Genomic DNA, 26,102 nt, shown 5'->3' on the forward strand with positions numbered 1-26,102 from the left:
GCTATATCTAGGGATTGGAGCGAAGCTGACGATGCGCGTGACCACTCGACGGAAGCCGACCCTGATGCCGCTGGTCGCGCTGGCCGCACTCGGCCTCTCGGTGACGCTCCCGGTCCTCTCGACCTCCGTCCACGCCGCTTCGCCCGTCGCGTACACGAACGTGACGGTCCGCCCCGGCGACACGGTCTGGTCGCTCGCCGAGCGCCGCACGGCTGCAGGCGGCGACGTGCAGAGCACCGTCGACGCGATCCTGACTGCGAACCACCTCGGCGCCGCGAACCTGAGCGTCGGCCAGCACCTGCGGGTCCCGCAGTAGACTCTGGCCCGGCGCCAAGCCGGACGAGCCCCGCGATATCGCGGGGCTTTTTCATGTCCACATGCGCCCCGCGTGTCGCGGGCAACAAAAGAGGCGCCCGGCCGAAGCCGGACGCCTCTCGCGTCGTGCTACGCGACTCGGGTCAGACCTTGACCCGCGCCTCGAAGTACATGGTGAACGGGAAGCCCGTCAACGGGAACCCGCCGAACGACGGGGCGTACGGGTACTTCAACAGCGGCTGAATCACGTCGCCGGGGTTGTAGTTGTTCCCGATCGGCTGGATCGCGCCGCCACCGACGACGCCATAGCCACAGGCACCGGCGACCGCCCACGGCACCGACGACCCACCGAAGCAGTGGGTGTAGATGTTCGCGAACGTCCCCACGAGCGTCACGCGCGGCGAGACGTCGTAGCTGGCCTGCAGGTTGAGGCTGACGTAGTTGGGGTTGACGTACGACCCGATCCCGTCGAACACGCCGGTGTACGTATCCGGGATCGGCACCGTGAACGTGCTGCCACACGTCGTGACGTCGTAGCGGGTCGTTCCGGGGAGCGCGCCCGTGCACGTGTCAGGCGCGACGCCTGACTCCGTCAGCGGCGCTCCGTACCGCTCGCCACCGACGAACTGCATCGCCGGGGTCAACGCGAGCCGATTGTGCTTGTACTGCACCATCAACGTCGCCACGTATGGAGCCCCGTACGCGTCGTACGACGACCCGATACCACCCGGGAAGATGTCGAAGGTCGGGAAGTCCGCGTTGTCGTTGATCAGCGACTGCACCGGGCTGTTCCAGTACGGGTTCGCGACCGAACCCGTTGGACATGCGCCGCCCGCTCCGGCCGCCACGCCGACTCCAGCAAGGTAGCACGGGTACGCCACGGAGGTACCGGCGCCGCCATCGGTCAGACCGCCGGCGCACTTCGGCGACGTCGGATTGGCCTGGCAGAACGAAGTGTAGATGTTGTAGTTCTTGATGTTGGCGTTGAGCTGCGAGAGGATCGTGCCCGCACCGTTCGGCAGCTCACCGTACTGGATGTAGCTGTTGGTGTAGGTGAAGCTCAGCCGCCCGGCCCAACCGTTCCGCGCGAAATCGCCCTTGTCGATTTCGAGCTCGATCCCGTCCGACGTCTGATGACCGACGTTCAGACCGGAGACGAAGCCCTGCTTCTGGTTCAGGAAGAAATCCTGAATCTGGTTCTGGGTGCTGCGGTAGAACGGTGAGAACTTCAACGACCAGCCGGTGCTGCCGAACTGGTGCTCGATCGAACCGTCGATGTTGTTCGAGACTTCCGGCTGCACCGGGTGATCCGGCGTGTCGAAACCGAGCGTGTTGAAGCCGTAGACGTTGTACAGCGAGTTCGGCGCGTCCGGCTGCAGGAAGTTGTACTGCTCGAACGCCGTGTTCGGCGCCTGAGCGTACCGCCCATAGCTGACACGCAGAACCGTGAGGGGATCGAGCGTGTACGTCGCCCCGATGCGTGGCTGGAGCTCGTTGTACGAGGCCGTCGACGCCGCCGAGGCGGTGAAGTTGGCGGGTACACTTCCGGCCGGACACGCCCCACCGGCGACCGCCCGCTGAACGAGCTGGTTACCCGGCGTCGTCACGCAATACGACTCGTTGAACGCGTTGTAGAACAACGTGCGCGCGCCGGACCCGAGCGTCGACGGGAGATCGAACGTGAAGTCGTCGTAGCGCAAGCCGAGGTTGATGTTCAGCCGCGAGGTCGGCGTCCAGGTGTCCGTGATCGAGAACGCGCTGAACTTCGGCACGACGGTGTTGTAGGTTGCCGTCGGCCCACCGGCCACGACGACGTATTGGCACGGACCCGTGCCGCACGTCCCGGTCGCCGGCGTCACGGTCCCGCCTTCGGCGTCACCGATGGTGAACGCGTTGAACGCGGGCACGCCGCCGACGACGTTGCCGGCACCGAAGTTGCAGCCCACGTAGGCAACACCGCCGGCGCCGTAGCAGGTCCCGTTATACGGGTTGCTGCCGTTGACCATATAGCCGGCATACGTGCCGGGTTGATTGGCGTAGAACGAGTTGTTGTCGCGGACCGACGTCGCGGTCGTGTAGTTGCCCTGTACCGTCAACAGGTGCTGCGAGTTGAGCTGATCGGAGAACTCGAGGCTCAGACCACGGGTGTGGCTGCTCAGCTCGTAGTCCGGCGACGCGACCCCGAGGTAGTCGTCGTACGTCGTGTCCGGCCCGTTCTCGAACCAGTGCGAGTAGTACGTGTAGCCGTACACGCGCAAGAACGCGCTGGTGCCGAAGTTGTGCTGGTACTGGACTTTGACGATCGACTGATCGTTGTCCAGCGTGTCGGACTCGTTCGGCGGAATGTTCGAGAACTCGTCGCGACCCTGCGGCGAGGACGGGAAGAGGTACTGAGACGCGCCGCCGCCGGTGTACGTCTGCGGGAGGACCGTCCCGTACGGGATCAGCATCTGCTGCGCGTCGATGAACACCGGCGGGATGCCGATGTCGGTGAGGTAGTTCGTACCGCCCAGATCGTCGGGGGCGTCGTAGAACGTGCTCAGCAGGTGGCTGTTGTCGTACAGCACCTGGACGTCGTCCTTGTTGCCGTCCTTCTGCGGGATCCCGAAGTGGAAGTTCAGGACCGCGTCACGCTGCAGCTGTTCCTTCTGCGCGTAGCCGTTGAATGGCCCGAGGACGTACGCCGGGGTCGTGCCGCCGTTCGTGTAGTCGGCGCCCCCGGGCCCGTTGCACGTCGCCGCGTAGAAGTAGCCGGCCGACCCGGGCGCCTGGCACGGGGCGAGCTCGGGGCCGTAGTTTTGGCTGAGTCCCGCGCCGTTGAACGGGTCGACGTAGCGGAAGGTCTGGTCGTAGCCGCCGATGCCGCCGTAGTACGAGAACGTACGCGACGGGTTGACGCCGCCCGTCTCGAAGGCGAGGCGGTTGTACAGGGTCGGCGTGCCGATCGCCAGGTCGAGCGACTTGTACGGCGGCGCCGTACCGGTGCGGATGACTTGGTTGATGTAGCCCGAGAGCGAGTCGCCTTCCGAGTTGGCCGGCGGCGCGCCCGTATAGACCTGGACTTCTTGCTGGCCGAGCGAGGACAGCGAGGTCGACGGATAGTTGTCGAACGAGCGGTTGATCGGAACGCCGTCGAACTCGTAGCCGATCTGGTCGTAGTCGCCGCCGCGGATGCTGAGCGACGCTCCGGCACCGATGTAACCGTTCTGGTTGGGCGCGACGAACACGCCCGGAACGGTCGAGATGGCCGACCAAGCGCTGTTCAGCGTGCCGCCGCCGTTGACGCCCGACGCCTTGTCTTGCAGCGTCGAGTTGATCGAGTACACGTCTGCCGTCGTACCGGGCTTGACCAGCGCGGTCGAGGAGCGAGAGGTGACGGAACCGATCGTCTTCAGCTTAAGTGGCTGACCGAGCGTGAGCGAGATGGTCTGGTCCGCTTGGACCGTGATCCCACTTTGGACCACCTGGTCGCGCGAGGACGTCGCCTCGACGCTGACCGCGTACGTGTCCGGTGCGAGCGAGAGGAACACGAAGCGTCCCCCCGCGTCGGTCGTCGTGGTCGAGCTCTGCGACGGGCTCACCGCGGTGACGCGTGCGCCGGCGATGGCGCTTTTGGTGACCGGGTCCTGCACGGTCCCCGAGATCGTCCCTGTCGTACCTGCCAGAACGCTTGCTGTTCCCTGGAGGACGAACGAGACACCCACGAGGAGGGCGAGGAGCGCCCGCTTCACCCGATTGGGATAAGCCATAGGCACCCATTCCTTTCGAAAGGGCGAGTGGAGCCGTCAGGCCTTTGCCCGCGGCTTGCCAGCCATTTCTCAGGGTCCCCCCTGGTGTCCCCCTGTGCATTTAGTTAAAAGGTCGGCCGCTACCGTTGGCCGGCCCCCGCTTGCCGCTTCCCCGACAAAAGTCGCAAGACAGGAAGGGCCGGCGCCGGAACGCCGACCCTCCCCCTGCGTCCTGGGGCCGGGTTCAGACCTTGAGACGGGCCTCGAAGTACATCTGGAACGGGAACATCGTGTTGGCCGAGTTCCCGAACGTTGGGATGTACTCGGTTTGGAGGGTCGGCTGAACGACCTCGCCCGCGTTGTACGCGTTCCCGATCGGTGAGGCCAGGCCGACGATCGGTTCGGTATAGCCGCACGCGCCCGCGACGTTCCAGGGCTCCTTCGTCCCGCCGAAGCAGGTCGAGTAGATGTTCACCAGGCTGGCCACGAACGTCAGCCGGGGCGTGACGTCGTAGCTGATCTGCATGTGCAGCTGCATCGCCGACGGGTTGACGAAGGCGCCGATCCCGTCGAAGATCCCGGTTTGCGGATTCGGGATCGCGACGTCTTGCGCGCAGGTCGCGGCGTCGTACGCGTCGCCGCCCGCGGCACCGTACGGGTAGAGCGGCGCTTGCGGAATGCCGCTGCGCGTCACCGGCCCCAGCCCGGTGGTCGCCAAGCAGCTGGTCGGATCGATGCCGTCCGCGGCGATCGGTCCGCCGTACCGCTGGCCGCCGGAGAACTGGAGCGCCGGCACCACCGCCAGCTTGTCGTGCTTGTACTGCACGAGCAGGGTGGTGACGAAGGGCGCCCCATAGGTCGGGGTGGTGAACGAACCGACGCCGGCCGGGAACAGGCTGAACGTCGGGAAGTTCGTGTTCAGCGAGAGCAGCGGCTGCTCGGGCGCGTTGTAGTACGGGTTCGCGACCGTGCCCGCTCCGCACGGCGTCGCAACGCCCGCCGCCGTCGCCGTGGCGACGCTGTAGCAGGGCGCACCACCACCGGCCTTGGTGAAGCCGTTGTACTGCGAGATCGCGGCGTTGATCCCGGTGAGAACCGAGAACGGGCCGCTCGAGCCTTCCTGTTCTTCGTAGTTGATGTAGCTGGCCGTGTACGTGAACGCCAGCTTGCCGGCGAAGCCGTTGCGCGCGAAGTCGCCCTTGTCGACCTCGAGCTCGACGCCTTGCGAGCGCTGCCGCCCCACGTTCAAGCCGGAGACGAAGCTGGTCTGCTGGTTCAGGAAGAACTCCTGGATCTGGTCTTCGGTCTGCCGCAAGAACGGCGAGATCTTGATCGCCAGATCGCGTCCGAACTCGTGCTCGAACGAGAGGTCGTAGTTGTTCGAGACCTGCGGGCGCACGTCGTGCATGGGCGTGTTTCCGACGCCGTAGGCGGCGAACTGGCCCAATCCCGCCGGGAAGCCGATCGGCGCGTCGGGCTCGGTGAAGTCGTATTGCTCGTAGGCCGTGATCGGCGCTTCGGCATAGCGCCCGTAGCTGGCGCGCAGCACCGAGTTCGGATCGAGCGTGTAGGTCACGCCGAGCCGCGGCTGGATCTCGGTGTACGTCTCCGTCTGCTGGACGACGTTGTCGAGCGGCGCGTCCGGGAACTGCGCGTTGTACGCGTTGTACCAGAAGGTGCGCGCGATCGAGTTGTACGTGTTGCCGCCGACGAACTGGAACGAGTCGAAGCGCACGCCGAAGTTGACGGTCACCTTCGTGTTCGGTTGCCAGTTGTCGGTCAGCGACGCCGCCATGAAGTTCGGCTTCACCGTGTTGTACTCGTTGAAGGCGCCGTTCTGCGCGACGAGGTACTCGCACGGCCCCGTACCGCACGTGCCGGCGGCCGGCATGACCGTCCCGCTCTCGGCGTCGTTAAGCGTGAAGAACCCGACGCCGGTCGGATTGGTCGTGCTGTAGAGGTTGAGCCCGACCCCGTACGCCCCGCTCGGGTTGGGCACGTAGCACGGCGTCGCCACGCCTTTGGGCGAGTAGCAGACGCCGCTGTACGGCGCGCTGCCGTTGACCAAGACTCCCACCACCGGCAGCTGTGAAAGGTTCGGCGGCAGCCCGGCAACGACGTCGTCGGGAAGCGTGCCCAGCGCGTTCACGCCGTTGATGTAGTAGAAGTTGTTGTTGCGCAGCGAGGACGCCGTCGTGTAGTTGGTGTCGAACGTCAGCAAGTGCTGCGAGCTGAGCTGATCGGAGAACATCAAGCTGACGCCGCGCCCGTGCGAGTTGAGCTCGTAGTCGGGCGAGACCGGGCCGATATAGTCGGTGTTGTCGTCCAGCGGCCCTTGGTTAAGCCAGTCGCTGTAGTCCGTGTATCCGTAGATGCGCAGGAAAGCGCTGGTGCCGAAGTTGTGCTGGTACTGCAGCTTGAAGATGCTCTGATCGTTGACGAACGCGTCGTCGACGTTCGGCGGAATCTCGGCGTTGAACGCGCGTCCCGACGGCGTCCCCGGCGCCAGATACGGCGTCGTTCCGCCGCCGGTGTACGTCTGCGGCAGCACCGTTCCGAGCGGATACCCGGTGAACATGTACGAGTCGTCGTACGTCGTCGCGAGCCCCAGCGAGCTCAGCAGCGCCGCGCCGCCCGCGTCGTTCTCCGAGTTGTAGTAGATGTTGTTCAGGTGCGAGTTGTCGTAGAGCACCTGCACGTCATCTTTGTTGCCGTCCGCGCGCGGAATGCCGAAGTGCAGGTTGACGATCGTGTCGCGGTCCTGCACCTGGTTCAGATCGCCGTAGTTGTACGGTCCGAGCGCGAACGAGGGCGTGTTCGGCCCTCCGGTGACGGCGTTCGTGCCGTTCGAGTACGGCAGCCCTTGCGGCGAAGAGCAGCTGGGAACGCCCGCCGGTACCGGAATCGGACACGGCGCGAGCGGCGTCCCGTAGAAATACGAGAGGCTGGCGCCGTTGAACTGGTCGGCGTAGCGATAGTCTTGGTTGTACGCGCCCAAGCCGAGGTAGTAGCTGAACGTGCGCGACGGGTTGGCGCCGCCCGCCTCGAAGGCCAGCCGCCCGTAGCCCGACGGCGAGCCGATCGAGAGGTCGAGATCCTTGCTCGCCGGCAGCGTCCCGGTGCGGATGACCTGATTGATGTAGCCGGAGAGTCCCTCCGACTCGCCACTGGCCGGCTCCGCGCCGGTGTAGACCTGGACTTCCTGTTGTCCGAGCGAGGACAGCTGGCTCGACGGATAGTTGTCGAAGGAACGGTTGACCGGCACGCCGTCGAGCTCGTAGCCGATCTGGTCGTAGTCGCCGCCGCGAATCGAGACGCCGTCGCCGGCACCGATGTAGCCGGCTTGTCCCGGCGCGACGTACACGCCGGGAACGGACGAGATCGCGGACCAGGCGCTGTTGAGCGTACCACCGCCGCCGAGGACCGCGGCTTTGCTCTGCTGCGTCGAGTTGATCGCATAGACGTCGGCCGTGGTCCCCGGTTTCACCAGCGACGCGGCGCTGCGCGAGGTGACCGCGCCGATCTGTTTGAGGTGCTCCGACTGTTGGAGCGCCACGGTGAGGCTCTGGTCCGCCTGGACGGTCACGCCGCTCAGGCTGAAGGTGTCGTACTGGCTCGTGGCCGCGACCGTCAGCGTGTACGTGTCGGGCGCGAGCGAGGCGAAGGTGTAGTGACCGCCCGCATCGGTCGTCGTGCTCACGGTCTGCGAGGGACTCGCAGCCGTGACGCGGGCACCCGCGATGGGGTGACTGTTGTTCGAGACGTCGACGACGGTCCCGGTGATGGCCCCGGTCGTGCCTGCCAGAACGCCGATCGTTCCCTGGAGCACGAGCCCGAGGCCCACGATGACCGCCAGAATGCCTCGCAACAACGGGTTCCGGATGCTCACATCCACCCATCCTTTCGAGGTTCGAGGTCATGGTTTCAACGCTGCCGGAGGCACGCTCGCGTGCTCGGCTAAGCGTGCGCTCCTAATTCCTTAGGAAGACCAAGCGATCCTCCTAATGATACCGGAGTAGCAGCCTGCCTAGCGGCCGCCGGTGACGACGATGACGCTGTGCCCGTCGTGCGCGTCGATGAAGGTCAGGCCCTCATCCATCCAGGTGTCGAGCCCGGCGCTCAGATGACCGCGGACTTCGCGCACGACGTGGACGCGCGACAACAGCCAGTGCAGCTCGGCCCGCGTCGTGGCGAGCCACACGGCTATCTCACATTCCTCGCAGCGCAGGCCGACGCGCATGCGCTCTAGCGCGCAGCCGTCGCGAGCCGCTCTCCCAGCAGGCGCGGGATGTCCGACGGGCGGTCGGCGACCGGGACGCCGGCCGCGGCGAACGCCTTGACCTTCGACTCGGGAGTGCCGGTGTTGCCGGAGATGATCGCGCCGGCATGACCCAGGCGCTTTCCCTTGGGGGCCGAGCGGCCGCCGATGAACGCGACGACGGGCTTGTCGGGCAGATGCTCGGCGATGAACGCGGCGGCGTCCTCTTCGTCCGAGCCGCCGATCTCGCCGGAGACGACGACGGCGTGCGTCTGCGGATCGCGGGCGAACTCGCGCAAGCAGTCGACGAACGTGGTGCCGATGATCGGATCGCCGCCGATGCCCACGCACGTCGACTGGCCGAAGCCGGCCCGCGTCAGCCCGTCGACGATCTCGTAGGTCAGCGTTCCCGAGCGCGAGATCATCCCGACGTTGCCTTCTTTGAAGACCTGCGCGGGCATGATGCCGACCAGCGACTTGCCGGGCGAGATGAGGCCGGGGCAGTTGCCGCCGATGATGCGCATGCCGGGCGTCGTGTTGACGACGCGCAGCATGTCGGTGGCCGGGATCCCTTCGGTGATGCAGACCGCGAGCTGGATCCCGGCTTCGTGCGCTTCCCACAGCGCGTCGGCGCCGGCGAACGGCGGCACGAAGATGATCGAGTGGGTCGCGCCGGTCTGCGCGACGGCTTCCTTGACGGTGTCGAACACCGGAATGCCGCCTTCGACCGTCTGTCCGCCCTTGCCGGGCGTGACGCCGCCGACGATGTTCGTCCCGTACGTTCTCATGCGCCCGGTGTGGAACGCGCCCTCGCGGCCGGTGATCCCCTGAACGATGACCTTCGAGTTCTTATCCAGGAATATAGACACGGTCTAGTTGCTCCCGTTCGCGAGCGCGACGGCTTTGGCCGCGCCTTCGTCCATCGTCTCGACCGGGAAGAACCCCGCGTCGGCGAGGATCTTGCGGCCCTCTTCCGCGTTGGTGCCGGTCAGCCGGATCACCAGCGGGACCTTGCGCACGTCGTTGCCTTTGAGCGCCTCGACGATGCCCAGCGCGACTTGATCGCCGCGCGTGATCCCGCCGAAGATGTTGATGAACATCGCCTTGACGCGCGGGTCGGAGGTGACCAGCTTGTAGCTGTTCTTCACCAGCTCCGCTTGCGCGCCGCCGCCGATGTCCAGGAAGTTCGCCGCACCGCCGCCGGCGATGCGCACCGCGTCCATCGTGCCCATGCCCAGACCGGCGCCGTTGGCGATCGTGCCGATCGTCTTCGCCGGTTGGCCGGGCTCGTCGGCGAACTTCGCGTAGTTCGACATGCCCAGCCCGATCGCGACCGCCGCGGCCTGATCCTCATCGGTCGGCTGCGCCTTGTTCCACTGCGCGATGTCCGGGTGCTTGTAGAGCCCGTTGTCGTCGAGGTCGACCTTGGCGTCGCTGGCGATCACGCGGCCGTCCTTGGTCAACACCAACGGGTTGATCTCGACCAGATTCGCGCCGTAGTCCATAAACAGCGTGTAGAGCCCGGCGAGGATAGACGGAAACGCCTTGCGGAAACCTTCGGGCAGCTTCGAACGGAACGCCAGCTGACGGCCGATGTAGGGCGAGTAGCCGGCGGCCGGATCGATCCAGAACTTCTGGATCGCCTCGGGATCCTTCTCGGCCACTTCCTCGACGTCCATCCCGCCTTGCGCGGTGACGAGCACGACCGGCTTCTTGGCGGTGCGATCGATCGCGATCGAGACGTAGGCCTCGCTGGCGATGTCGACCTTCTCCTCGACGAGCAGCGACTTGACTTCCTCGCCCTCGGGATTCTGGATCGACTTGAGCACCTTGCCGATCAATTCGCGCGCCAAGGTCTCGCCTTGCGCCGCGTCGTCGGCGAACTTGATGCCGCCCGCCTTGCCGCGGCCGCCCATCAGCACCTGACTCTTGAGGACCCACGAGCCGGGGTGACCTTCGATGAAGGTCTTGACCTCGCCGGGCTCGGTCGCGAAGACGCCGCTGGGCGTCGGGATGCCGACGCGCCGGAACAGGTCCTTCCCCTGATATTCCATCAGTTTCATGGCGGGCGTGGCGTTCCGCGCCTCGTCACGGGAGCCCTGGACGACACAAGTCGCAGAGAGGCGGCGCTCGCCGCCGGCGGCGAATCCGAACCCCAGACGCAAGGAGGTCGTGATGAATCTACGCTCGCTCGCCGCCCCCGCCGCCGCGCTGGCGTGCGTGCTCACCGCCGCCCCCTGTGCAGCGGCGGGCGCGACCAAACCGCTGCGTACCCTCGTCTACGACCTGCACTACACCGCCTTCAACCGCAGCAACGAGCAGACGTCCGGCTTCACCGGCGGCGGCGGGGGAGCGGGGACCGGCGGCGGCGACGTCGAGCGCACCTCGGACATCGACGATCACGGCACGCTGACGATCGACGTCATCGCCGCGACGCAGGACGGGGGACTGGTCGTCGACACGACCTACAGCGGACAGAACTCGATGCAGCCCAAGCTGCGCGTCGCGATCTTCTCCGACGGCCGGTTGGGGATGGACCCGGCGGCGCTGCCGTCGGTCGCCACGCTCTACCTCGCCCCGCTGCTGGCGCGCGGGTTGGTCGCCGGCCGCAACCTCGACACCGGCGTGACCTGGACCGAGCCCGCGCAGCCCGGCGTCAAGGGCGACTGGAACTACAAGGTGACCGGGATCGACGGCGACGTCGCCACCCTCGAAGTCGACGCCACGCGCAGCGTGGCCGGACCGCGCGGCTTCGACGAGACCGACAGCGAGACGACGCGCTACGACACGACCAAGCTCTGTCCGGTCGCGGTCGACCTGACTACGACCTCGCATCACGTGGTCGCGACGCAATCGCAATACGTCATGACCAAAGCGCATCTCACCGCGACGCTGGTGAGCGACACGTTTGCAAACCGCTGACGGCGCGATTCTCGCCTTCGACGGCGTCTGCACGCTGTGCAACGGCCTGGTGCGCTTCGTCGTCGCCAACGATCCGATCGGGCGCGTGCGCTTCGTTCCGCTCCAATCGCCGCAGGCCGTCGCGCTGGTCGGCGGGCCGGTCGACGACTCGGCGACGGTCGTCCTGCTCGCCGGCGGTCGGCGCTACGAGCGCAGCGATGCGATCCTGCACCTGCTGCTCGAGCTGCGGCCGCCCTGGCCGGCCGGGTTCGCCGCCGTTCTGCTCCCGCGCGCGCTGCGCGACGCCGTCTACCGCTGGGTCGCGCGCAACCGCTACGCCTGGTTCGGCCGCACCGAGAGCTGCCTGCTGCCGCCGCCGGGAGTCCGCCGGCGCTTCCTGGACGTCGGCGGCTGACGGAGGCGCGAGCGGCCGCGCTACTCCAGCCGGCCTAACAGGTCGCGCGCGATCACGATCTGCTGGATCTCCGAGGTCCCCTCGTAGATCTCGGTGATCTTGGCGTCGCGGTAGTATCGTTCGACCGGGAACTCGGTCGTATAGCCGTAGCCGCCGTGGACTTGGATCGCTTCGGCGGCGTGCTCGCGCGCCTTGGTCGACGCGAACAGCTTCGCCTTCGAGGCGGCGACGGCGAACGGCGCACCGGCGTCGGCCAGTGCGGCCGCGCGATACACCAGCATGCGCGCCGCGTCGAGGTCGGTCGCCATGCGCGCGAGCTTGAACGAGATTCCTTCGAAGGCGCCGATCGGGCGGCCGAAGGCGACCCGCTCGCGCGCGAACTTCGTCGACGCCTCCAGGCACGCGGCCAGGATCCCGGTCGCCTGCGCGGCGATCCCGATGCGGCCGCCGGTCAGCGTGCGCAGCGCCGAGGACAGACCCGAACCGGGCGCGCCCAACATCGACGACGCCGGCACGCGCGCGTCGTCGAACAGCACGTCGACGGTGTTCGAGGTGTGGATGCCGAGTTTCTCGGTCGTGCGCTCGACGACGACACCCGGCGTCTCCATGTCGACCAAGAACGCGCTGATCCCGCGCGGGCTCTCCGCCTCGTCGCGGAACATCGCCATCACGACGCCGGCATGACCGCCGTTGGTGCACCACTGCTTGCGGCCGCGCAGGACGTACGAGGTGCCCTCGCGGCGAGCGGTACCGCGGATGCCGGCGGCGTCGGAGCCGGCGTCGGGCTCGGTCAGCGCGAAGCCGGCGATCATATCGCCGCTGGCGAGCGGTTCGAGCCAGCGCCGCTTCTGCTCCTCGGTACCGAGCGCGCCGATCGACGCGCAGATCATCGAGTGCACCGAGACGGTCACCGCCGTCCCCGCGTCGACTTTCGCCAGCTCCTCGATGGCCAGCACGTAGGCGACGTAGTCGGCGTCGACCCCGCCGTACTGTTCCTCGACGCGCATCCCCATCAGACCGGCGGCGTTGAGCTTGCCGTACAGCGCGCGCGGAAAGACGTGCCCGCGATCCCACGCCGCGATGTGCGGGGCGATCTCGCGCTCGGCGATCTCGCGCGCCAGCGCTCCGATCGCGCGCTGCTCGGCCGTCGGTTCGAACGCGATCGCGCGTTCTTCGATCACGACGCTCCGGCGGTCGCGGCGGGAACGGGCGCGCCGTTCGCCGCCGCACGGTAGTCGTAGAAGCCGCGGCCCGTCTTCTTGCCGAGCCACCCGGCGGCGACGTACTGGCGCAGCAGCGGCGACGGGCGGTACTTGGTGTCGCCGAAGCCTTCGTGCAACACCTCCATGATGGCCAGACACGTGTCCAGACCGATGAAGTCGGCCAGCGTCAACGGTCCCATCGGGTGGTTCATCCCCAAGCGCATCACGGTGTCGATGTCTTCGGCCGAGGCGACGCCCTCGTAGAGCGCCTGGATCGCCTCGTTGATCATCGGCATCAGGACGCGGTTGGAGATGAAGCCCGGGAAGTCGCGCACCTCGACCGGCGTCTTGTCGAGGCTCAGCGCGAGGTCGTGGATGAACCGATACGTTCGCTCGCTGCTCTGCAGGCCGCGAATGATCTCGACCAGCTTCATCACCGGGACGGGGTTCATGAAGTGCATGCCGATCACGCGATCGGGCTTCGAGGTGGCGGCGGCCAAGGTCGTGATCGAGATCGACGAGGTATTCGAGGCCAAGATCGCTTCGGGCGGCGTGTTGCGGTCCAGCTCGCGGAAGAGGGCGAGCTTCGTCTCGAGGTCTTCCGAGGCGGCTTCGATCGCCAGCTCGACCTCGAGGTCGCGCAGGTGATCGCGCGCGTCGATGTGGGTGAGCACCTCGCCGCGCTGCACCGGGCTCATGCGCCCCTTCTCGACCTCACGGTCGAGCCGCTTGGCGATGCCGTCGATGCCGCGCCGAATGCGCGCCTCGTCGACGTCGTGCAAGAGCACCTCGTGCCCCTTGGCGGCCAGCACCTGTGCGATGCCGCCGCCCATCTGGCCCGCGCCGACGACCACGACCCGCACTGATCAGCCGACCTTGACCAGCAGCGCGTCGCCTTGGCCGCCGCCCGAGCAGATCGCGGCGATCCCGTAGCCGCCGCCGCGCGCGCGCAGCTGGTGGATGACCGCGCCGACGATGCGCGCGCCCGAAGCGCCGATCGGGTGGCCGAGCGCGACCGCGCCGCCCTGCAGGTTGACGACCTCCGGGTCCAGGCCCAGCTTCGTCGCCGCGGTGAGCGCGACGGCCGCGAACGCCTCGTTGATCTCCCACACGGCGATGTCGCGCACGCTCAGCCCGTGACGGTCGAGCAGCTTCTGCGACGCCATCGCCGGCGTGAGCGCCAGGTACGGCGGATCCCACGCGACGCCGGCGTGATCGATGATCTCGGCCAGCGGTTCGACGCCGGTCGCGCGGGCGTATTCGGCCGACGAGAGCACGACCGCCGCCGCGCCGTCGTTGACGCCGGGCGCGTTGCCCGCGGTGATCGTCCCGCCGGCGTCGAGTGCCTTGAGCTTCGTCATCGCGTCGAGCGAGGCGTCGGCACGGACCGGCTCGTCGCGGTCGACCAGGGTGGCCGGGACCTCGCCGCTGACGTACGGCGAGTAGACGGCCGGATCGGCGACCATCGCTTGCGGGGCGACGTGGTCCCAGACCGACGGGGCGCCGCCCGCCATCGCCGGCACGCGCGCCGTGGCCGTCGCCGGGACGGCGTCGACGACGATCTTTCCCTTGGCCTTGGCGGCCACGCGGATCGGGGCGATCTCGGCGTTCAGCTTGCCGCCTTCGTGCGCCGCGTGCGCGCGCTGATGGCTGCGCAGGGCGAACTCGTCTTGCACCGCGCGGGTGACGCCCAGCTCGGCCGCGACCCGCGCCCCTTGCGAGGCCATCGCTTCGTCGAAGTACGGATCCCACAGCCCGTCGTGCACCATCGCGTCGACCAGCACGCCGTCGCCGTACCGATAGCCGCTGCGCGCGTTGGGCAGCAGGTAGGGCGCGTTCGACATCGACTCCATCCCGCCGGCGACCACGACGCGGTGGTCGCCGTCGGCGATGACGCGGGCGCCGTAGGCGACGGCCAGCAGCCCCGAGGCGCAGACCTTGTTGACGGTCTCGGCCGTGGTCGTCTTGGCCAGCCCGGCTTTGAAGGCGGCCTGGCGCGCCGGCGCCTGCCCGACGCCCGCTTGCAGCACCTCCCCCATGATGACGTGCTCGACGTCGGCCGGATCGATCCCGGCCCGCAGCAGGGCGTTGCGGATGGCGTCACCGCCCAGGGTGGTGGCGGAGAGCGAGCTGAGCGCACCGCCCAGCCGCCCAAACGGCGTGCGTGCGGTGGCGAGAACGACGGTACCAGGCTTCATAGCCCGCGAGACTTCCATAGACGCGAGTTCCATGGCCTTCTTCCGGCCCAAGGATCATCACGCCGGCCTGCGAACGCGAGGCGCCAGGTGACTGTCGATCGTGCCGCGCGCCTCGGCCGCATTGCTCCATTGGTTTGCGCGGTCGCGATGCCGTATGGCGTCCTGGCGTTGATCGTCAAGTATCAGGTGAACCTTCCGCTCATGGACGAGTGGATGTGGGCGGACTTCGACTATCATCTGCATCGCGGAACGCTCACGCTCGGCGAGCTCTGGGCGCCGCACAACGAGCATCGCATCCTCGTCCCCAACCTCGTGATGATCGCACTAGCACGCCTGGGCGGCTGGTTCATCGTGCGCGAGGAGCTCGTCGGCTTAGCTTTTTTCATCGCCTGTCAACTCTTGCTGTGGCGCTTGATCAGCCGCACCGTGGTCGAACGGTCCGCGCCCGTGACGTTCTTCTGCGTCTCGGCGCTGCTCTTTTCGCTCGGGCAGCACATGAACTTCGGCTACGGCTTTCAGCTGGGCTGGCCGTTGTGTACGCTCAGCCTGCTGATCGTCGTGACGTTGCTGAGCACTTCGACGATCCCGCTCCGTCACGTCGGGTTCGCAGCGATCGCGGGGGGCGTCGGCAGCTACAGTTCCGCGCAAGCCTTACTCGTTTGGCCGCTCGGCATCGGGCTGCTCCTCCTCGCTCGGCGCCGTTCGGTGACGGCCATCACGGTGTGGCTTGCAGCCGGCCTCGTCGTCATCGCGATCGATCACCTCGGGCGCGGCGCCCCCTCCGCGCAGACGCCGTTCGACGTCGGCGCGCTGCTCGGGTACAGCCTGACGTATCTCGGAAGTCCGCTTGCGGGTTGGGCCGGCATTCTGCCCGCCGCGACGGCCGGATTCGTCTGCGTGGCGGCGATCTGCGGTCACGCCGTTGGAGACGTCGTGCGGCGCGATCGCGTCACGCTTGATCGTCGCGCGCCGTGGTATGCTCTGGCCGCCTACGCGATCCTCGCGGCCCCGATAACCGGAATCGCACGATTGGACAGCGGCGGCGGCGTGCAGGCGCTTTCGAGCCGTTACATTTCGATTTCGTCGTTGTTGACGATAGCGCTCCTCGTTCTGCTCGTCCAAGACGTCTCTGCGAGCCGGCGTGCGATCGTCCGCGCTCTCGCCGTCGCGTCTATCGCGGTGCTGACGCTCCTGGTCGTTCCGGAGAGCCAAAGCGGTCTCGCGTACTGGCAGGCGAACGCGGCTCAGCTCGAGACGGATCTTGCCGAAATCCGCAGCGGCAACACGGCCGCCGTGACGGACATATACCCTTCCATGACGATGCTCGAGAAATACGTTCGCCGACTGCGCGAGATCGGCGATGGGCCCTTCCATCCATGACCAACGCCGAACCGTCAGTGTGCAAACGCAGGATCGTCGCACCAGGTTGCGAACGTCGAGCCGCCACGTGACCCTCGACCGTCCTGCACCCCTTGGTCGCACAGCTTTACTCGTCGGCGCGCTCGCGATGCCCTATGCGATTCTGGCGCTGATCATCGCGTATCGAGTGAACGTCCCATACATGGACGAATGGCAATGGACGGATTTCGTCTACGACTTGCATCGTGGGACGCTTACGTTCGCCGAGTTGTGGGCGCCGCACAACGAGCATCGCATCTTCGTTCCCAACCTGATCATCGTCGTGCTGGCACGGCTCGGCGGCTGGTACATCGTACGCCAACAGATGGTCGGCCTGGCCGGTTTCGTCGCGTGCCAGTTCCTGCTCTGGCGTCTGATCCGACGGACCGTGCCCGTTGTCGTCGTTCCGCTCACGTTCTTCTGCGTGTCGGCGCTGCTCTATTCGCTCGGTCAGTCGATGAACTTCGCCTTCGGCGATCAGCTGGGCTGGCCGATCTGCACATTTGCGGTGCTCAGCGCCGCACTGCTGCTCACGAAGCCGGACGTCTCGGCCGCCGACGTCGCTCTGGCCGCGCTCGCCGGCGTGGTGGGCAGCTACAGTTCCGGCCAGGGATTTCTCACCTGGCCGGTCGGCGTGCTGTTGCTCTTGTTTGCACGGCGGCGCTCCGCAAGGCTGCTTGCCGTCTGGATCGCCTGCGGCGTTATGGTCGTCGTGCTCGATCGGCTCGGGCGGCACGCGACCGGCGCCTACCCCCCGGTCGGTGCCGGCATGCTGCTCGAGTACAGCTTGGCGTATGTCGGCAATCCGCTGGCAGGTTGGGCCGGCATCATGTCCTCAATGGAAGCCGGTCTGCTGTGCGTGCTTGCGATCGTCGCGTTCGCCGTCGACGACGTGATCCGGCGCGACCGCAACACATTCGACCGCCGGCTACCGTGGTACGGCCTGGCGGCGTATGCGATCGCAGCGGCTCCGATCACCGGCTTTGCCCGGTTCGGCAGCGGCGGACTGGCCGAAGCGCTCGCCTCCCGCTACGTCTCGATCTCCTCATTGCTGACGATGGCGCTGGTGGTTCTCCTGGTGCAATACGCGGTGACGCACCGTCACGTTCTCGCGCGCACGACGGCGATCGCCGCGGTCGGAGTGATGATGCTGCTGCTCATCCCGACGAATGAAGGCGGTCTCGCGTTTTGGCAGGGCTTCGCGATTCAGCGCCAGGCCGACCTCGACGAGATCCGCCGCGGCGACGTCGCTGCCGCGACCGACACCTTCCCGAACATGACGTTGCTCTTCCGCTACGTGTGGGAGCTGCAGCAGACGCACGACGGACCCTTTCGGCCCGGCGGATGAATTCGGCTAACCCGAACCGACTTGCGTGCAGACGATCGTCGTATCGGGGTCGCAGCTCTCGCACTCGAACTGCACGGTCACGTGGCTGATGGCGAAGTCGTCGTGCATGGCGGCGTCGATCGCCCGCATGATCGCGCTGGCCTCGCTGAGCTTGCGGTCGTCGAGCACGACGTGGGCCGAGAGGGCGTGGGCGCCCGAGCCGATCGTCCAGACGTGCAGGTCGTGCACGTCGACGACGCCGTCGACGACGGCGATGCGCGTCCGCACCGCCGGGACCTCGACGTGGCCGGGGACGCTCTCGAGCAGCACGTCGGTCGCTTCGCGCGCGATGCGCAGCACGCCGACGACGATGATCGCCGCGACCAGCAGCGAGAGCAGCGGGTCGATCCAGGCCGCGCCGGTCACGGCGATCGCGATGCCGCCGACGATCACCGCGAACCCGCCGAGCACGTCGCCGAAGACGTGCATCAGCGCCGCGCGCACGTTGAGGTTGCCGCGCGCGCCGCGTGCCAGCGTGATGCCGACCGCGGCATTGACCACCAGGCCGATCGCGGCCACCCCCGCCATCAGCGCGGCCGCGGGCAGCTCGGGGTGCATGAAGCGCTTCACCGCTTCGATCGCGATCAGCACGGTGACCGCGGTCAGCAGCGCGCCGTTGGCCAGCGCGGCGAGGATCTCGTAGCGCGCGAACCCGTAGGTCTGGCGCTGGGTCGCCGGCCGGCGCGCCTGCACCGCGGCCGCCAGCGCGATGCCCAGCGCGACGACGTCCATCGCGACGTGCGCGGAGTCCGAGAGCAGCGCCAGCGAGCCCGAGCGGATGCCGCCCAGCAGCTCGACCACGAACACGGCGGCCGTCGCCAGCAGCGCGACCTTCAGCCGGCCCGGCGAGCCCGTGCTCGGACCGTGCTCGTGGCCGGCGTGTCCGCTCACGGATCGTTCACACGCGCGCGGCCTTGAGCGCGAGCACGCCCAGCATCGCGGCGAAGGTGGCAAACGTTCGGGACTCGGCTTTGGCGATCACGTCCGGGTCGTACGACCCCTGCTGGGGCTCGGCCGGTTCCACCAGCGGGACGATGCGCGGCACGCGCGCCACGTAGTCGTCGAACGCCTGACCGAAGGTCTGCCGCAGGTAGTCTTCCTCGTGCGGGACGATGGTGGCGTACACGGCCAGCATGGCCGCCAACGAGCCGCCGACCAGCAGCGCGCGGGTGCCGGCGCGGTTGCGTCCGGTGAAGGCCCAGGCGAAGCCGGCCGCGGTCAGCAGGTTGCCGACGTAGAGCGGGTTGCGCACGTAGGCGTACGGCCCCGCCGTGATCAAGCGCGGCGCGGTGACCTTGTCGCCGCGGGTCGTCACCCCGCTGTAGCCGACCGCCCACATCCGCACCGCCTCGCCCAGGAAGGCCAGCGGCAAGCCGGTCGCGATCGAGAGCGCGCTCGGCTTGCCCAGCGCGGCCAGCACGACGGCGGGCAACGCCAGCAGCTCGCCGCGACGGCCGAAGACGAAGGAGCGGAAAGTATCGTCGTTCACGAGTGCACCAAGCGCGTACGCGCGTCGTCGTAGACCGCGCGCAGCGCGGCCTGCAAGGGAATTCGAGGAGCCCAGCCCGTCGCGCCGCGCAGCTTCGCGGCGTCGCCGACGCTGAGCGGGACGTCAGCCGGGCGCATTCGCTCCGGGTCTTCGCGCACCTCGACCGGGACGCCGGCGATCGTGATCAGCGCGCGCAGGACCTCGCGGATCGTCGTCGCCGTGCCGCTGCACACGTTGTAGACCTCGCCTGCCTCGCCGGTGCCTTCGAGCAGGTCGGCGTAGGCCTCGCAAACGTCGCGCACGTCGAGAAAGTCGCGACTGGCCTCGAGGTTGCCGACCAGCAGCTGCGGCGCGCCGCCGGCGGCGATGCGGGCCAGCTGCGTCGCGAAGGCGGTGACCGCGAAGCGCTCGTCCTGCCCGGGTCCGATGTGGTTGAACGCGCGCGTGATGACGGCGTCGACGCCGTACGAGTGCACGTAGCTCATCGCGAGCGCTTCGGCGGCGACCTTGCTGGCGGCGTAGGGGTTGCGCGGCGCGCACGCGACGGTCTCGCGCAGCGGGTACGCGCCCGGCGGCTGCGCGCCGTAGACGTCGGCGCTGCTGACGACCAGGACGCGCGGCGAGCGGCCTTCGTCGCGCAGCGCGCGCACGGCGTCGAGCACGTGCAGCGTGCCGAGCGCGTTGACCGCGAAGGTCGCGTCGGGGTCGCGCTGCGCGTCGGGCACGAAGGCCTGGCCGGCCAGGTGCGCGACCGCGTGCGGCTGCGTGAGCTCGAGCGCGCCGCGGACCGTCAGCGGATCGGTGACGTCGACGAGGATGCCGTCGTCGCCGGCGCGGCGGTCGGCCGGAATCACCTCGTGGCCGCGGCCGCGCAAGGTCGCGACGAGGTGGCGTCCGACGAACCCCTGCGCGCCCGTCACGAGCACGCGCATCAGCTCACGCCCGAACGAGCGGGCGCAGGCGGTCGAGATCCGCCCGGACCATCTGGTCGACGAGCTGCTCGAACGAGACCGCCGGCACCCAGCCCAGCATCGTGCGCGCCTTGGCCGGATCGCCGACCAGCAGATCGACTTCGGCCGGCCGGTAGTAGCGCGGATCGACGACGACGTAGCGTTCCCAATCCAGGTCGACCGCGGCGAAGGCCAAGCGCACGAAGTCGCGCACGGCGTGCGTGCGTCCGGTCGCGATGACGTAGTCGTCGGGACGGTCCTGCTGCAGCATCAGCCACATCGCGCGCACGTAGTCGCCGGCGAAACCCCAGTCGCGCTGCGCGTCGAGGTTGCCCAAGCGCAACTGGTCGGCCAGTCCGAGCTTGATCCGCGCGACGCCGTCGGAGATCTTGCGGGTGACGAACTCCTTGCCGCGCCGCGGAGACTCGTGGTTGAACAGGATTCCGCTGCACGCGAACAGGTCGTACGACTCGCGGTAGTTGACCGTGATCCAATGGCCGTAGAGCTTGGCGACGCCGTACGGCGAGCGCGGATAGAACGACGTCGTCTCGTTCTGGGGCACCGCCTGCACCTTGCCGAACATCTCCGAGCTCGAGGCTTGGTAGAAGCGGATCGTCGGATCGATGACGCGCACCGCTTCGAGCACCCGGGTGACGCCCAGCGCCGTGAACTCGCCGGTCAGCACCGGCTGGGTGAACGAAGCGGGCACGAACGACTGCGCGGCCAGATTGTAGATCTCGCACGGCCGGAACTCGGCGACGATCGTCCCGATCGAGCTCTGGTCGAGCAGGTCGCCGGAGACGATCTCGACGCGGTCGACCAGGTGCTCGATCCGCTCGTGCACTTCGGTCGACGTGCGGCGCGTCATGCCGATGACGCGATAGCCCTGCTCCAGCAGCAGCTCGGCGAGGTACGAGCCGTCCTGGCCGGTGATACCGGTGATCAGCGCGGTCTTTGGGGGCACGCGGGGCCTTTCAGTTCAGGATCTGGACGTGCTGGCCGTTCTCGTCGAAGACGAAGCGGGTCTCGTACAGCTCGTCGCTCTCGGGTCCGACGACCTTCGACTGGATCACCAAGCGGTGCATCAGCTTGTCGTTGTGGCGCACGATCCCCGAGTAGAAATACTGCACGAGCGGCGTGACGCGCTCGTCGAGCGGAGCCAGCCGCCGCCGGTCGACCAACATCTGCAGGAGTCGCACCTGGAGTTCCTTCGGAAGCAGGCGGGCCGTGTCGTCGGGCGTCATGCGCACCGTCGTCAGCTCTTCCTGCGCCTTGTTGGACTCGGCCACCGGCTTGTCGGTCGTGTAGCGGATGATCGCGTCCCAGTCGTCGGCGGGGATGCCGGTGAATCGCATCCCGTAGCGCCAGACCGTCCGCCCCTGGTGCTGGACGTTGTCCTGCCAGACCGTCTTCGCACGCAGCCGCACCTGGCGGTCGTCGATCTGCGCTCGGACCTCGAACTCTTCGCGCGGAACCTGCTCCTGGGTCAGAATGCACAAGCCGCCGCCGCTGATGTCGAGCCCGATAGCGGCGCGCGTCGACTTCCCATCGAGGCTATAGGCAGCTCGATAGGGCTTCTTCTTGCGCGGGAACTTGCGCCGGTTTACTTCCTTACCGGTAAACCAAGCAAGCAGCTCGGGGAGCATTCCCTGCTAGGGTTGGCGCTCGGCCGCGGGAAGTCCCTGGCCACGTACGAACCGTGACCGAAACGTGACCGTCCGCCCCGACTCTGCCGGTCGACGGGATCCCGAAAAGCACCGCATGGCACAACCCTTCGTCGGCGTCCACTTCCCGAAAGCTGGGGGCAGCTCTCTCTCGGTCCAGCTCAGCGAGCATCTCGCCGATCGAGTCGAGTACGATTACGGGCACGACCCGCTCGGTCCGGCCGCCTTTGAGACGGCCGGCCGGTTGCCGCCCGGCCGGACCGGCGTCTACGGCCACTTCCGGCCCGAGCGTTACGCGCAGGTTCCCGACGTGCTGCGCTTCACGTTCCTTCGCGAGCCCGTCGACAACCTGATCTCGATTTACTTCTTCTGGCAAACCCGGCCGGAGCAGCCCAACCGTCCCGTCCTCTCGCGCTTTCTTCGCGAACGCCCGAGCATCGAGGCGTTCGCCGCTTACGAGCCCATGCGGCGCTTGCTCTCCGAGACGTACTTCGGCGGCTACGACGTGAGCCGGTTCGACTTCATCGGCTTTCATGACTCGCGGGCCGGCGATGTGGAGCAGCTGGGCAGGATGCTGGGCCTTCCGCTCGTCCCGGCGGTGAAGGTCAACGTGACCGTGCACGGCGCGTCCGAGCGAGAGGCCCTGCGCTCCGACCCAGCCCGGCTGCGTGCGCTGCAAGATCTGCTCGTGGACGACATCCGTTTCTACGAGCGCCTGCGCAGCCGGCGGTGACGTGAGACGGGGCTACGGGCTGACGACGGGATAGCCGAGCAGTTCGAAGTCGTCGCGGAACAGCTCATTGATCCGGCGGATCGACGCGCTGTTCATTCGTGAGGTGTACTTGTAGTCGCCCGGTCGAAGCGGAAAGGGCGCGACGTCGACGTTGGCGCTCGTCCGTTCGGGAATCGGGATGCCGAGCCGGCGGCAGAGGAGCTCGAAATCAGCCTCGAACTCCTCGACCCGGCCGACGAAGTCGACGGCCTGTGCGCCCGCATAGTGCGTCCAATAGTGAGCCGGGTGGAGCGGAAGACTGCTGTTGCGCCCGATCTCGTAGACTTGGTGTTCCTCGAGGCTCGCCATCCAGGCGTCGAAGTCGTAGCCGGCGGCGATCAGCTGAGCGGCGTTCTCGCTCAGCTGCCGCACGACCAGCGATCGAACCCACGGTGTGCGGAACGGGACGAGCGGCTGCTGGTCGCGATCGCGCAGCAGCTGACGAAAGCCGGAGTATGCACGGTCGTACGGGTTGCGCACGAAGGCCGCGGTGAAGTAGCCAAGGCTCGCCTCGGGCAACGCGCGATAATCCGCGAGGGTAAGATGGCGGTGAACGACCCGCTGGAGCGCCGCATTGAAGTCATAGAACCGCTCGTGCTCGCTCTCGTCGTATGCGACCAGACGCGTCCAAACTGTACTGCTCGCGCACTTCCACGGTACCAAGAGCACGAACCGGTACCGGTGTGAGACGATCATCGAGACGAGAGCGCGCCCAGCGCGGGCGAGGCTGCGGCGCTCAACCTACCCGGCGGCGATAGCGCGCGTCGCGCGAGCAGCGAGGAAATCGTCGAGCGCGTCTTCCCACGCCGGGAGCGGTGCAATTCCGGCTGCGGCGAAGGTCGTGTTCTCGAGCGGCGAGTACATCGGCCGCTGCGTCGGGTTGCCGAACGAGGCGTACGTGATCGGCTCGAGCCGCGCGTTCGCGAAACCAGCCTTGCGAAATGCGCATTGCACGAACTCGAACCACGAGCAGGCGCCGGCGTTGGTGACGTGGTGCGTTCCGTACGCGTTCGCGTCGATGAGGTCGCGCATCGCGCGTGCGACGTGAGGCGCGTACGAGGGCGAGAAGATCATGTCGGCGACCATGCGCGTCGGCTCACCGCGCTCAGCCTGCTGCAAGACTTTCTCGATCAGCGTGTAGCCCTTGTTCGAGGTGCCCGCCGCGCCGAAGACGCCGCTCGTTCGCACGATGTAATGCCGCGGCCCGAGCCGGCGCGCCAGCAGCTCGCCGGCGAGCTTCGAGGCGCCGTAGGCCGTGCGCGGCTTGGCTGCGTCGTCCTCCCGGTATGCGCGCCCGAGCGTTCCGTCGAAGACGTAGTCGGTGCTGACCGTCGCGAACGCGATGCCCCGCTCCGCGCACGCTCGGGCCGCGGCGTCGACTGCGAGCGCGTTGATCGCGAACGCCCGCTCGGGCTCGCGTTCACAGATGTCGACGTGGTGGAATGCCGAGCAGTTGACGAGCACGTCGGGGCGCTGCTCGTCCAGAAATCGCGCGATCGCGGTCTGGTCCTCGAATGCAAGCTCGGCGTGCGCGGGCGTCACCAGCTCGCGCCCCGCAAAGGTCTCGACGAGCGCCGACCCCAGCTGTCCGGACGCGCCGACGATCGCGATTCGGCGTGCGCTCACGTCGGCGCCAGCTTCCGCTGGCGCTCCTCCGCCACCAGCTGCGCGGCACGGAACAGCGATTCGAATTGGCCGGCGTCGGTCCACCAGCCCTCCAGCTCGTCGAAGTAGCAGTCACCGGCGGCGATGTAGGCGTTGTTGACGTCGGTGATCTCGAGCTCACCGCGCTTGGACGGCTGCAGGTTGCGCGCGTAATCGAAGACGCGGTTATCGTACATGTAGATGCCAGTCACCGCGTGGCGGCTCTTGGGTACCGCGGGCTTCTCCTCGATCCCGACGATGCGGTCGCCGGCGAACTCGGCGACGCCGAAGCGCTCCGGGTCCTCGACCTCCTTGAGCAGCAGGCGGCATCCGCTGGACTGCCGCACGAAGCGCTGCACGTGCGGCGTGATGTCGTCTTGGATGATGTTGTCGCCTAAGATCACGATGATGCTCTCGCCGGCCGCGAAGTGCTCGCAGAGCTTGAGCGCGGCGGCGATTCCGCCCTCGCCTTCCTGGTAGGTGTAGGCGATGTGCGGCAGGCCGAAATCACGGCCGTTGCCGAGCAGCCGCAGGAAGTCGCCTGCGTTACTGCCGCCGGTGACGATCATGATCTCGCTGAGCCCGGCCTTGCATAAGGTCTCGAGCGGATAGTAGATCATCGGCTTGTCGTAGATCGGAAGCAGATGCTTGTTGGTCACCTTCGTCAGCGGGCGAAGTCGCGTGCCGAGGCCACCGGCGAGAACGATTCCCTTCACGTCAATCTCCTAGCGGTGCGCGTACTGACGCTCGTAGTACGCCCGAAATTCACCCGACTTGATCGGTCGCCACCACGCCTCGTTGTCGCGGTACCACGCGACCGTCTGGGCCAAACCTTCTTCGAACGGCACGCGCGCGCTCCAGCCGAGCCGACGCGCCTTGGCGCTGTCGAGCGCGTAGCGGCGATCGTGCCCGGCACGGTCGACGACATGACGCACGCTGGTTTCGAACGAGCGACCCGTCAGCTCGAGCAGCCGCTGCGTGATGGCGAGGTTCGTGCGGCTGTTTCCGCCGCCCAAATTGTAAGCGTGGCCGGGGCGCCCGTGCTCGAGCACGTGCGCGATGCCGCGCGCGTGGTCGTCGACGTGGAGCCAATCGCGCACCTGCAGGCCGTCGCCGTACACCGGGACCGTCTGATCGTCGATCAGGTTGGTGACGAACAGTGGGATCAGCTTCTCGGGGTACTGATGCGGCCCGTAGGTGTTCGAGCCACGCGTGATCAGCACGGGCAGGTCGTAGGTGGTGTGATACGCCAGCACTTGCAGGTCGCCGCCGGCTTTCGACGCGGCGTACGGGCTGCGCGGCCGGATCGGATCGTCCTCGGTCGAGGCGCCGCTGGGCACGTGCCCGTAGACTTCGTCCGTCGAGACCTGCAGGAAACGCTGAATCCGGTGACGCCTGACGGCCTCGAGCAGCACGTGCGTCCCCATCACGTCGGTGCGGATGAACGCCTCCGGATCGAGGATCGAGCGGTCGACGTGCGTCTCGGCGGCGAAGTTGACGATCGCGTCGACGCCCTCACCGATCGCTTCGTCGACTGCATGCGGATCTGCGATGTCACCGCGGACGAACCGGTACCGCGGATCATCGGCGACCACCGCGACATTGGCGGGATTCGCGGCATACGTCATCGCATCCAGGACCGTAATCGCGACGTCCGAGCGCTCCTGTAGGCACCCTCGCACGAACGCGGAACCGATGAACCCCAAGCCTCCGGTCACCAGCCATCTACGGTACGTCACGGGATTAGCCGTTCTGAGCCCGGTGCGCCATCTCCCGTTTCA

General features: G+C 67.5%; 23 protein-coding genes. 6 read left to right on the top strand and 17 right to left on the bottom strand.

All coding sequences use genetic code 11. From position 1 onward, the window contains the following. The first annotated feature begins 37 nt into the window (after positions 1-37). Entirely contained in the window at positions 38-316 is a 279-nt protein-coding gene (locus VMD91_06920) for a LysM peptidoglycan-binding domain-containing protein (GenBank protein ID HTW83779.1), read from the top strand. Positions 317-458: 142 nt separating this feature from the next. Here VMD91_06920 and VMD91_06925 read toward each other — a convergent pair whose 3' ends face one another. The 5 genes from VMD91_06925 to sucC all read right to left on the bottom strand — a co-directional run bounded on the left by VMD91_06925 (position 459) and on the right by sucC (position 10,364). Further along, positions 459-4,064: a TonB-dependent receptor gene (locus VMD91_06925; protein HTW83780.1), complete on the bottom strand. Its 3,606-nt coding sequence runs from the start codon at positions 4,062-4,064 to the stop codon at positions 459-461. A 223-nt stretch (positions 4,065-4,287) separates the two neighbouring features. Next, positions 4,288-7,932 (bottom strand): TonB-dependent receptor, encoded by a 3,645-nt coding sequence (locus VMD91_06930; protein ID HTW83781.1) that lies wholly within the window; start codon positions 7,930-7,932, stop codon positions 4,288-4,290. 138 nt (positions 7,933-8,070) lie between these two features. Then, positions 8,071-8,244 carry a hypothetical protein gene (locus tag VMD91_06935; GenBank protein ID HTW83782.1) on the bottom strand — a complete coding sequence of 58 codons (174 nt, stop codon included), beginning with the start codon at positions 8,242-8,244 and terminating at the stop codon, positions 8,071-8,073. 44 nt (positions 8,245-8,288) lie between these two features. After that, the gene (gene sucD, locus VMD91_06940) at positions 8,289-9,170 is read right to left on the bottom strand and encodes a succinate--CoA ligase subunit alpha (protein HTW83783.1); all 882 of its coding nucleotides are present in this window, start codon (positions 9,168-9,170) and stop codon (positions 8,289-8,291) included. Between the two features lie 3 nt (positions 9,171-9,173). After that, the gene (sucC, locus tag VMD91_06945) at positions 9,174-10,364 is read right to left on the bottom strand and encodes an ADP-forming succinate--CoA ligase subunit beta (GenBank protein HTW83784.1); all 1,191 of its coding nucleotides are present in this window, start codon (positions 10,362-10,364) and stop codon (positions 9,174-9,176) included. 112 nt (positions 10,365-10,476) lie between these two features. Here sucC and VMD91_06950 point away from each other — a divergent pair, with 112 nt between their 5' ends. Together VMD91_06950 and VMD91_06955 are read left to right on the top strand one after the other, a co-directional pair. Next, positions 10,477-11,223, top strand: a complete 747-nt coding sequence (locus VMD91_06950; protein HTW83785.1) for a hypothetical protein — start codon at positions 10,477-10,479, stop codon at positions 11,221-11,223. Next, on the top strand, positions 11,210-11,617 hold the full coding sequence (locus VMD91_06955) for a DCC1-like thiol-disulfide oxidoreductase family protein (GenBank protein HTW83786.1): 408 nt from the start codon (positions 11,210-11,212) through the stop codon (positions 11,615-11,617). The genes VMD91_06950 and VMD91_06955 overlap by 14 nt, the downstream gene beginning before the upstream one ends. Before the next feature lie 20 nt (positions 11,618-11,637). On the opposite strand, the gene VMD91_06960 is transcribed toward VMD91_06955, so the two are convergent. From VMD91_06960 to VMD91_06970, 3 genes are read right to left on the bottom strand one after another with little or no spacing between them, the layout of a single operon-like run. Then, positions 11,638-12,798 carry an acyl-CoA dehydrogenase family protein gene (locus tag VMD91_06960; GenBank protein ID HTW83787.1) on the bottom strand — a complete coding sequence of 387 codons (1,161 nt, stop codon included), beginning with the start codon at positions 12,796-12,798 and terminating at the stop codon, positions 11,638-11,640. After that, on the bottom strand, positions 12,795-13,682 hold the full coding sequence (locus tag VMD91_06965; protein ID HTW83788.1) for a 3-hydroxybutyryl-CoA dehydrogenase: 888 nt from the start codon (positions 13,680-13,682) through the stop codon (positions 12,795-12,797). The genes VMD91_06960 and VMD91_06965 overlap by 4 nt, the downstream gene beginning before the upstream one ends. A gap of 3 nt (positions 13,683-13,685) precedes the next feature. Next, positions 13,686-14,966: a hypothetical protein gene (locus tag VMD91_06970; GenBank protein ID HTW83789.1), complete on the bottom strand. Its 1,281-nt coding sequence runs from the start codon at positions 14,964-14,966 to the stop codon at positions 13,686-13,688. Here VMD91_06970 and VMD91_06975 point away from each other — a divergent pair. Both VMD91_06975 and VMD91_06980 read left to right on the top strand, forming a co-directional pair. Then, positions 14,865-16,397, top strand: a complete 1,533-nt coding sequence (locus VMD91_06975; protein ID HTW83790.1) for a hypothetical protein — start codon at positions 14,865-14,867, stop codon at positions 16,395-16,397. The genes VMD91_06970 and VMD91_06975 overlap by 102 nt on opposite strands. Beyond that, on the top strand, positions 16,378-17,763 hold the full coding sequence (locus VMD91_06980; protein ID HTW83791.1) for a hypothetical protein: 1,386 nt from the start codon (positions 16,378-16,380) through the stop codon (positions 17,761-17,763). Before VMD91_06975 ends, VMD91_06980 begins: the two co-directional genes overlap by 20 nt. A gap of 6 nt (positions 17,764-17,769) precedes the next feature. Here VMD91_06980 and VMD91_06985 read toward each other — a convergent pair whose 3' ends face one another. The 5 genes from VMD91_06985 to VMD91_07005 are packed head-to-tail and all read right to left on the bottom strand — an operon-like array spanning position 17,770 to position 21,887. Then, positions 17,770-18,693 carry a cation diffusion facilitator family transporter gene (locus tag VMD91_06985; protein ID HTW83792.1) on the bottom strand — a complete coding sequence of 308 codons (924 nt, stop codon included), beginning with the start codon at positions 18,691-18,693 and terminating at the stop codon, positions 17,770-17,772. A 7-nt stretch (positions 18,694-18,700) separates the two neighbouring features. Beyond that, on the bottom strand, positions 18,701-19,291 hold the full coding sequence (locus VMD91_06990; GenBank protein ID HTW83793.1) for an isoprenylcysteine carboxylmethyltransferase family protein: 591 nt from the start codon (positions 19,289-19,291) through the stop codon (positions 18,701-18,703). Next, on the bottom strand, positions 19,288-20,223 hold the full coding sequence (locus tag VMD91_06995; GenBank protein ID HTW83794.1) for a GDP-mannose 4,6-dehydratase: 936 nt from the start codon (positions 20,221-20,223) through the stop codon (positions 19,288-19,290). The genes VMD91_06990 and VMD91_06995 overlap by 4 nt, the downstream gene beginning before the upstream one ends. A 4-nt stretch (positions 20,224-20,227) precedes the next feature. Further along, complete coding sequence (gmd, locus tag VMD91_07000) at positions 20,228-21,205, bottom strand: GDP-mannose 4,6-dehydratase (protein ID HTW83795.1); 978 nt, start codon at positions 21,203-21,205, stop codon at positions 20,228-20,230. Positions 21,206-21,215: 10 nt separating this feature from the next. Then, entirely contained in the window at positions 21,216-21,887 is a 672-nt protein-coding gene (locus tag VMD91_07005; GenBank protein ID HTW83796.1) for a PilZ domain-containing protein, read from the bottom strand. A gap of 64 nt (positions 21,888-21,951) precedes the next feature. On the opposite strand from VMD91_07005, the gene VMD91_07010 reads away from it, so the two are divergent. Then, positions 21,952-22,638, top strand: coding sequence for a hypothetical protein (locus VMD91_07010; protein HTW83797.1), 687 nt, complete (start codon positions 21,952-21,954; stop codon positions 22,636-22,638). 12 nt (positions 22,639-22,650) lie between these two features. On the opposite strand, the gene VMD91_07015 is transcribed toward VMD91_07010, so the two are convergent. Genes VMD91_07015 through rfbB form a run of 4 tightly spaced genes read right to left on the bottom strand, consistent with a single transcriptional unit; the run spans position 22,651 to position 26,060 of the window. Next, on the bottom strand, positions 22,651-23,373 hold the full coding sequence (locus VMD91_07015) for a sulfotransferase family 2 domain-containing protein (protein HTW83798.1): 723 nt from the start codon (positions 23,371-23,373) through the stop codon (positions 22,651-22,653). A gap of 45 nt (positions 23,374-23,418) precedes the next feature. Further along, complete coding sequence (rfbD, locus tag VMD91_07020; protein ID HTW83799.1) at positions 23,419-24,303, bottom strand: dTDP-4-dehydrorhamnose reductase; 885 nt, start codon at positions 24,301-24,303, stop codon at positions 23,419-23,421. Then, positions 24,300-25,037: a sugar phosphate nucleotidyltransferase gene (locus VMD91_07025; protein ID HTW83800.1), complete on the bottom strand. Its 738-nt coding sequence runs from the start codon at positions 25,035-25,037 to the stop codon at positions 24,300-24,302. The genes rfbD and VMD91_07025 overlap by 4 nt, the downstream gene beginning before the upstream one ends. A 9-nt stretch (positions 25,038-25,046) precedes the next feature. Further along, positions 25,047-26,060 carry a dTDP-glucose 4,6-dehydratase gene (gene rfbB, locus VMD91_07030; GenBank protein ID HTW83801.1) on the bottom strand — a complete coding sequence of 338 codons (1,014 nt, stop codon included), beginning with the start codon at positions 26,058-26,060 and terminating at the stop codon, positions 25,047-25,049. Positions 26,061-26,102 lie beyond the last annotated feature (42 nt).

The organism is Candidatus Sulfotelmatobacter sp. (assembly GCA_035504415.1).
Lineage (GTDB): Bacteria > Vulcanimicrobiota > Vulcanimicrobiia > Vulcanimicrobiales > Vulcanimicrobiaceae > Vulcanimicrobium.

What these genes read in the sequence shown, in the direction of transcription:
- VMD91_06925 (HTW83780.1), bottom strand. Translation starts at nt 4,064, where the DNA reads ATGGCTTATCCCAATCGGGTGAAGCGGGCGCTCCTCGCCCTCCTCGTG.
- sucC (HTW83784.1), bottom strand. Translation starts at nt 10,364, where the DNA reads ATGAAACTGATGGAATATCAGGGGAAGGACCTGTTCCGGCGCGTCGGC.
- VMD91_06950 (HTW83785.1), top strand. Translation starts at nt 10,477, where the DNA reads ATGAATCTACGCTCGCTCGCCGCCCCCGCCGCCGCGCTGGCGTGCGTG.
- VMD91_06980 (HTW83791.1), top strand. Translation starts at nt 16,378, where the DNA reads ATGGGCCCTTCCATCCATGACCAACGCCGAACCGTCAGTGTGCAAACG.
- VMD91_06995 (HTW83794.1), bottom strand. Translation starts at nt 20,223, where the DNA reads ATGCGCGTGCTCGTGACGGGCGCGCAGGGGTTCGTCGGACGCCACCTC.
- VMD91_07005 (HTW83796.1), bottom strand. Translation starts at nt 21,887, where the DNA reads ATGCTCCCCGAGCTGCTTGCTTGGTTTACCGGTAAGGAAGTAAACCGG.
- VMD91_07015 (HTW83798.1), bottom strand. Translation starts at nt 23,373, where the DNA reads ATGATCGTCTCACACCGGTACCGGTTCGTGCTCTTGGTACCGTGGAAG.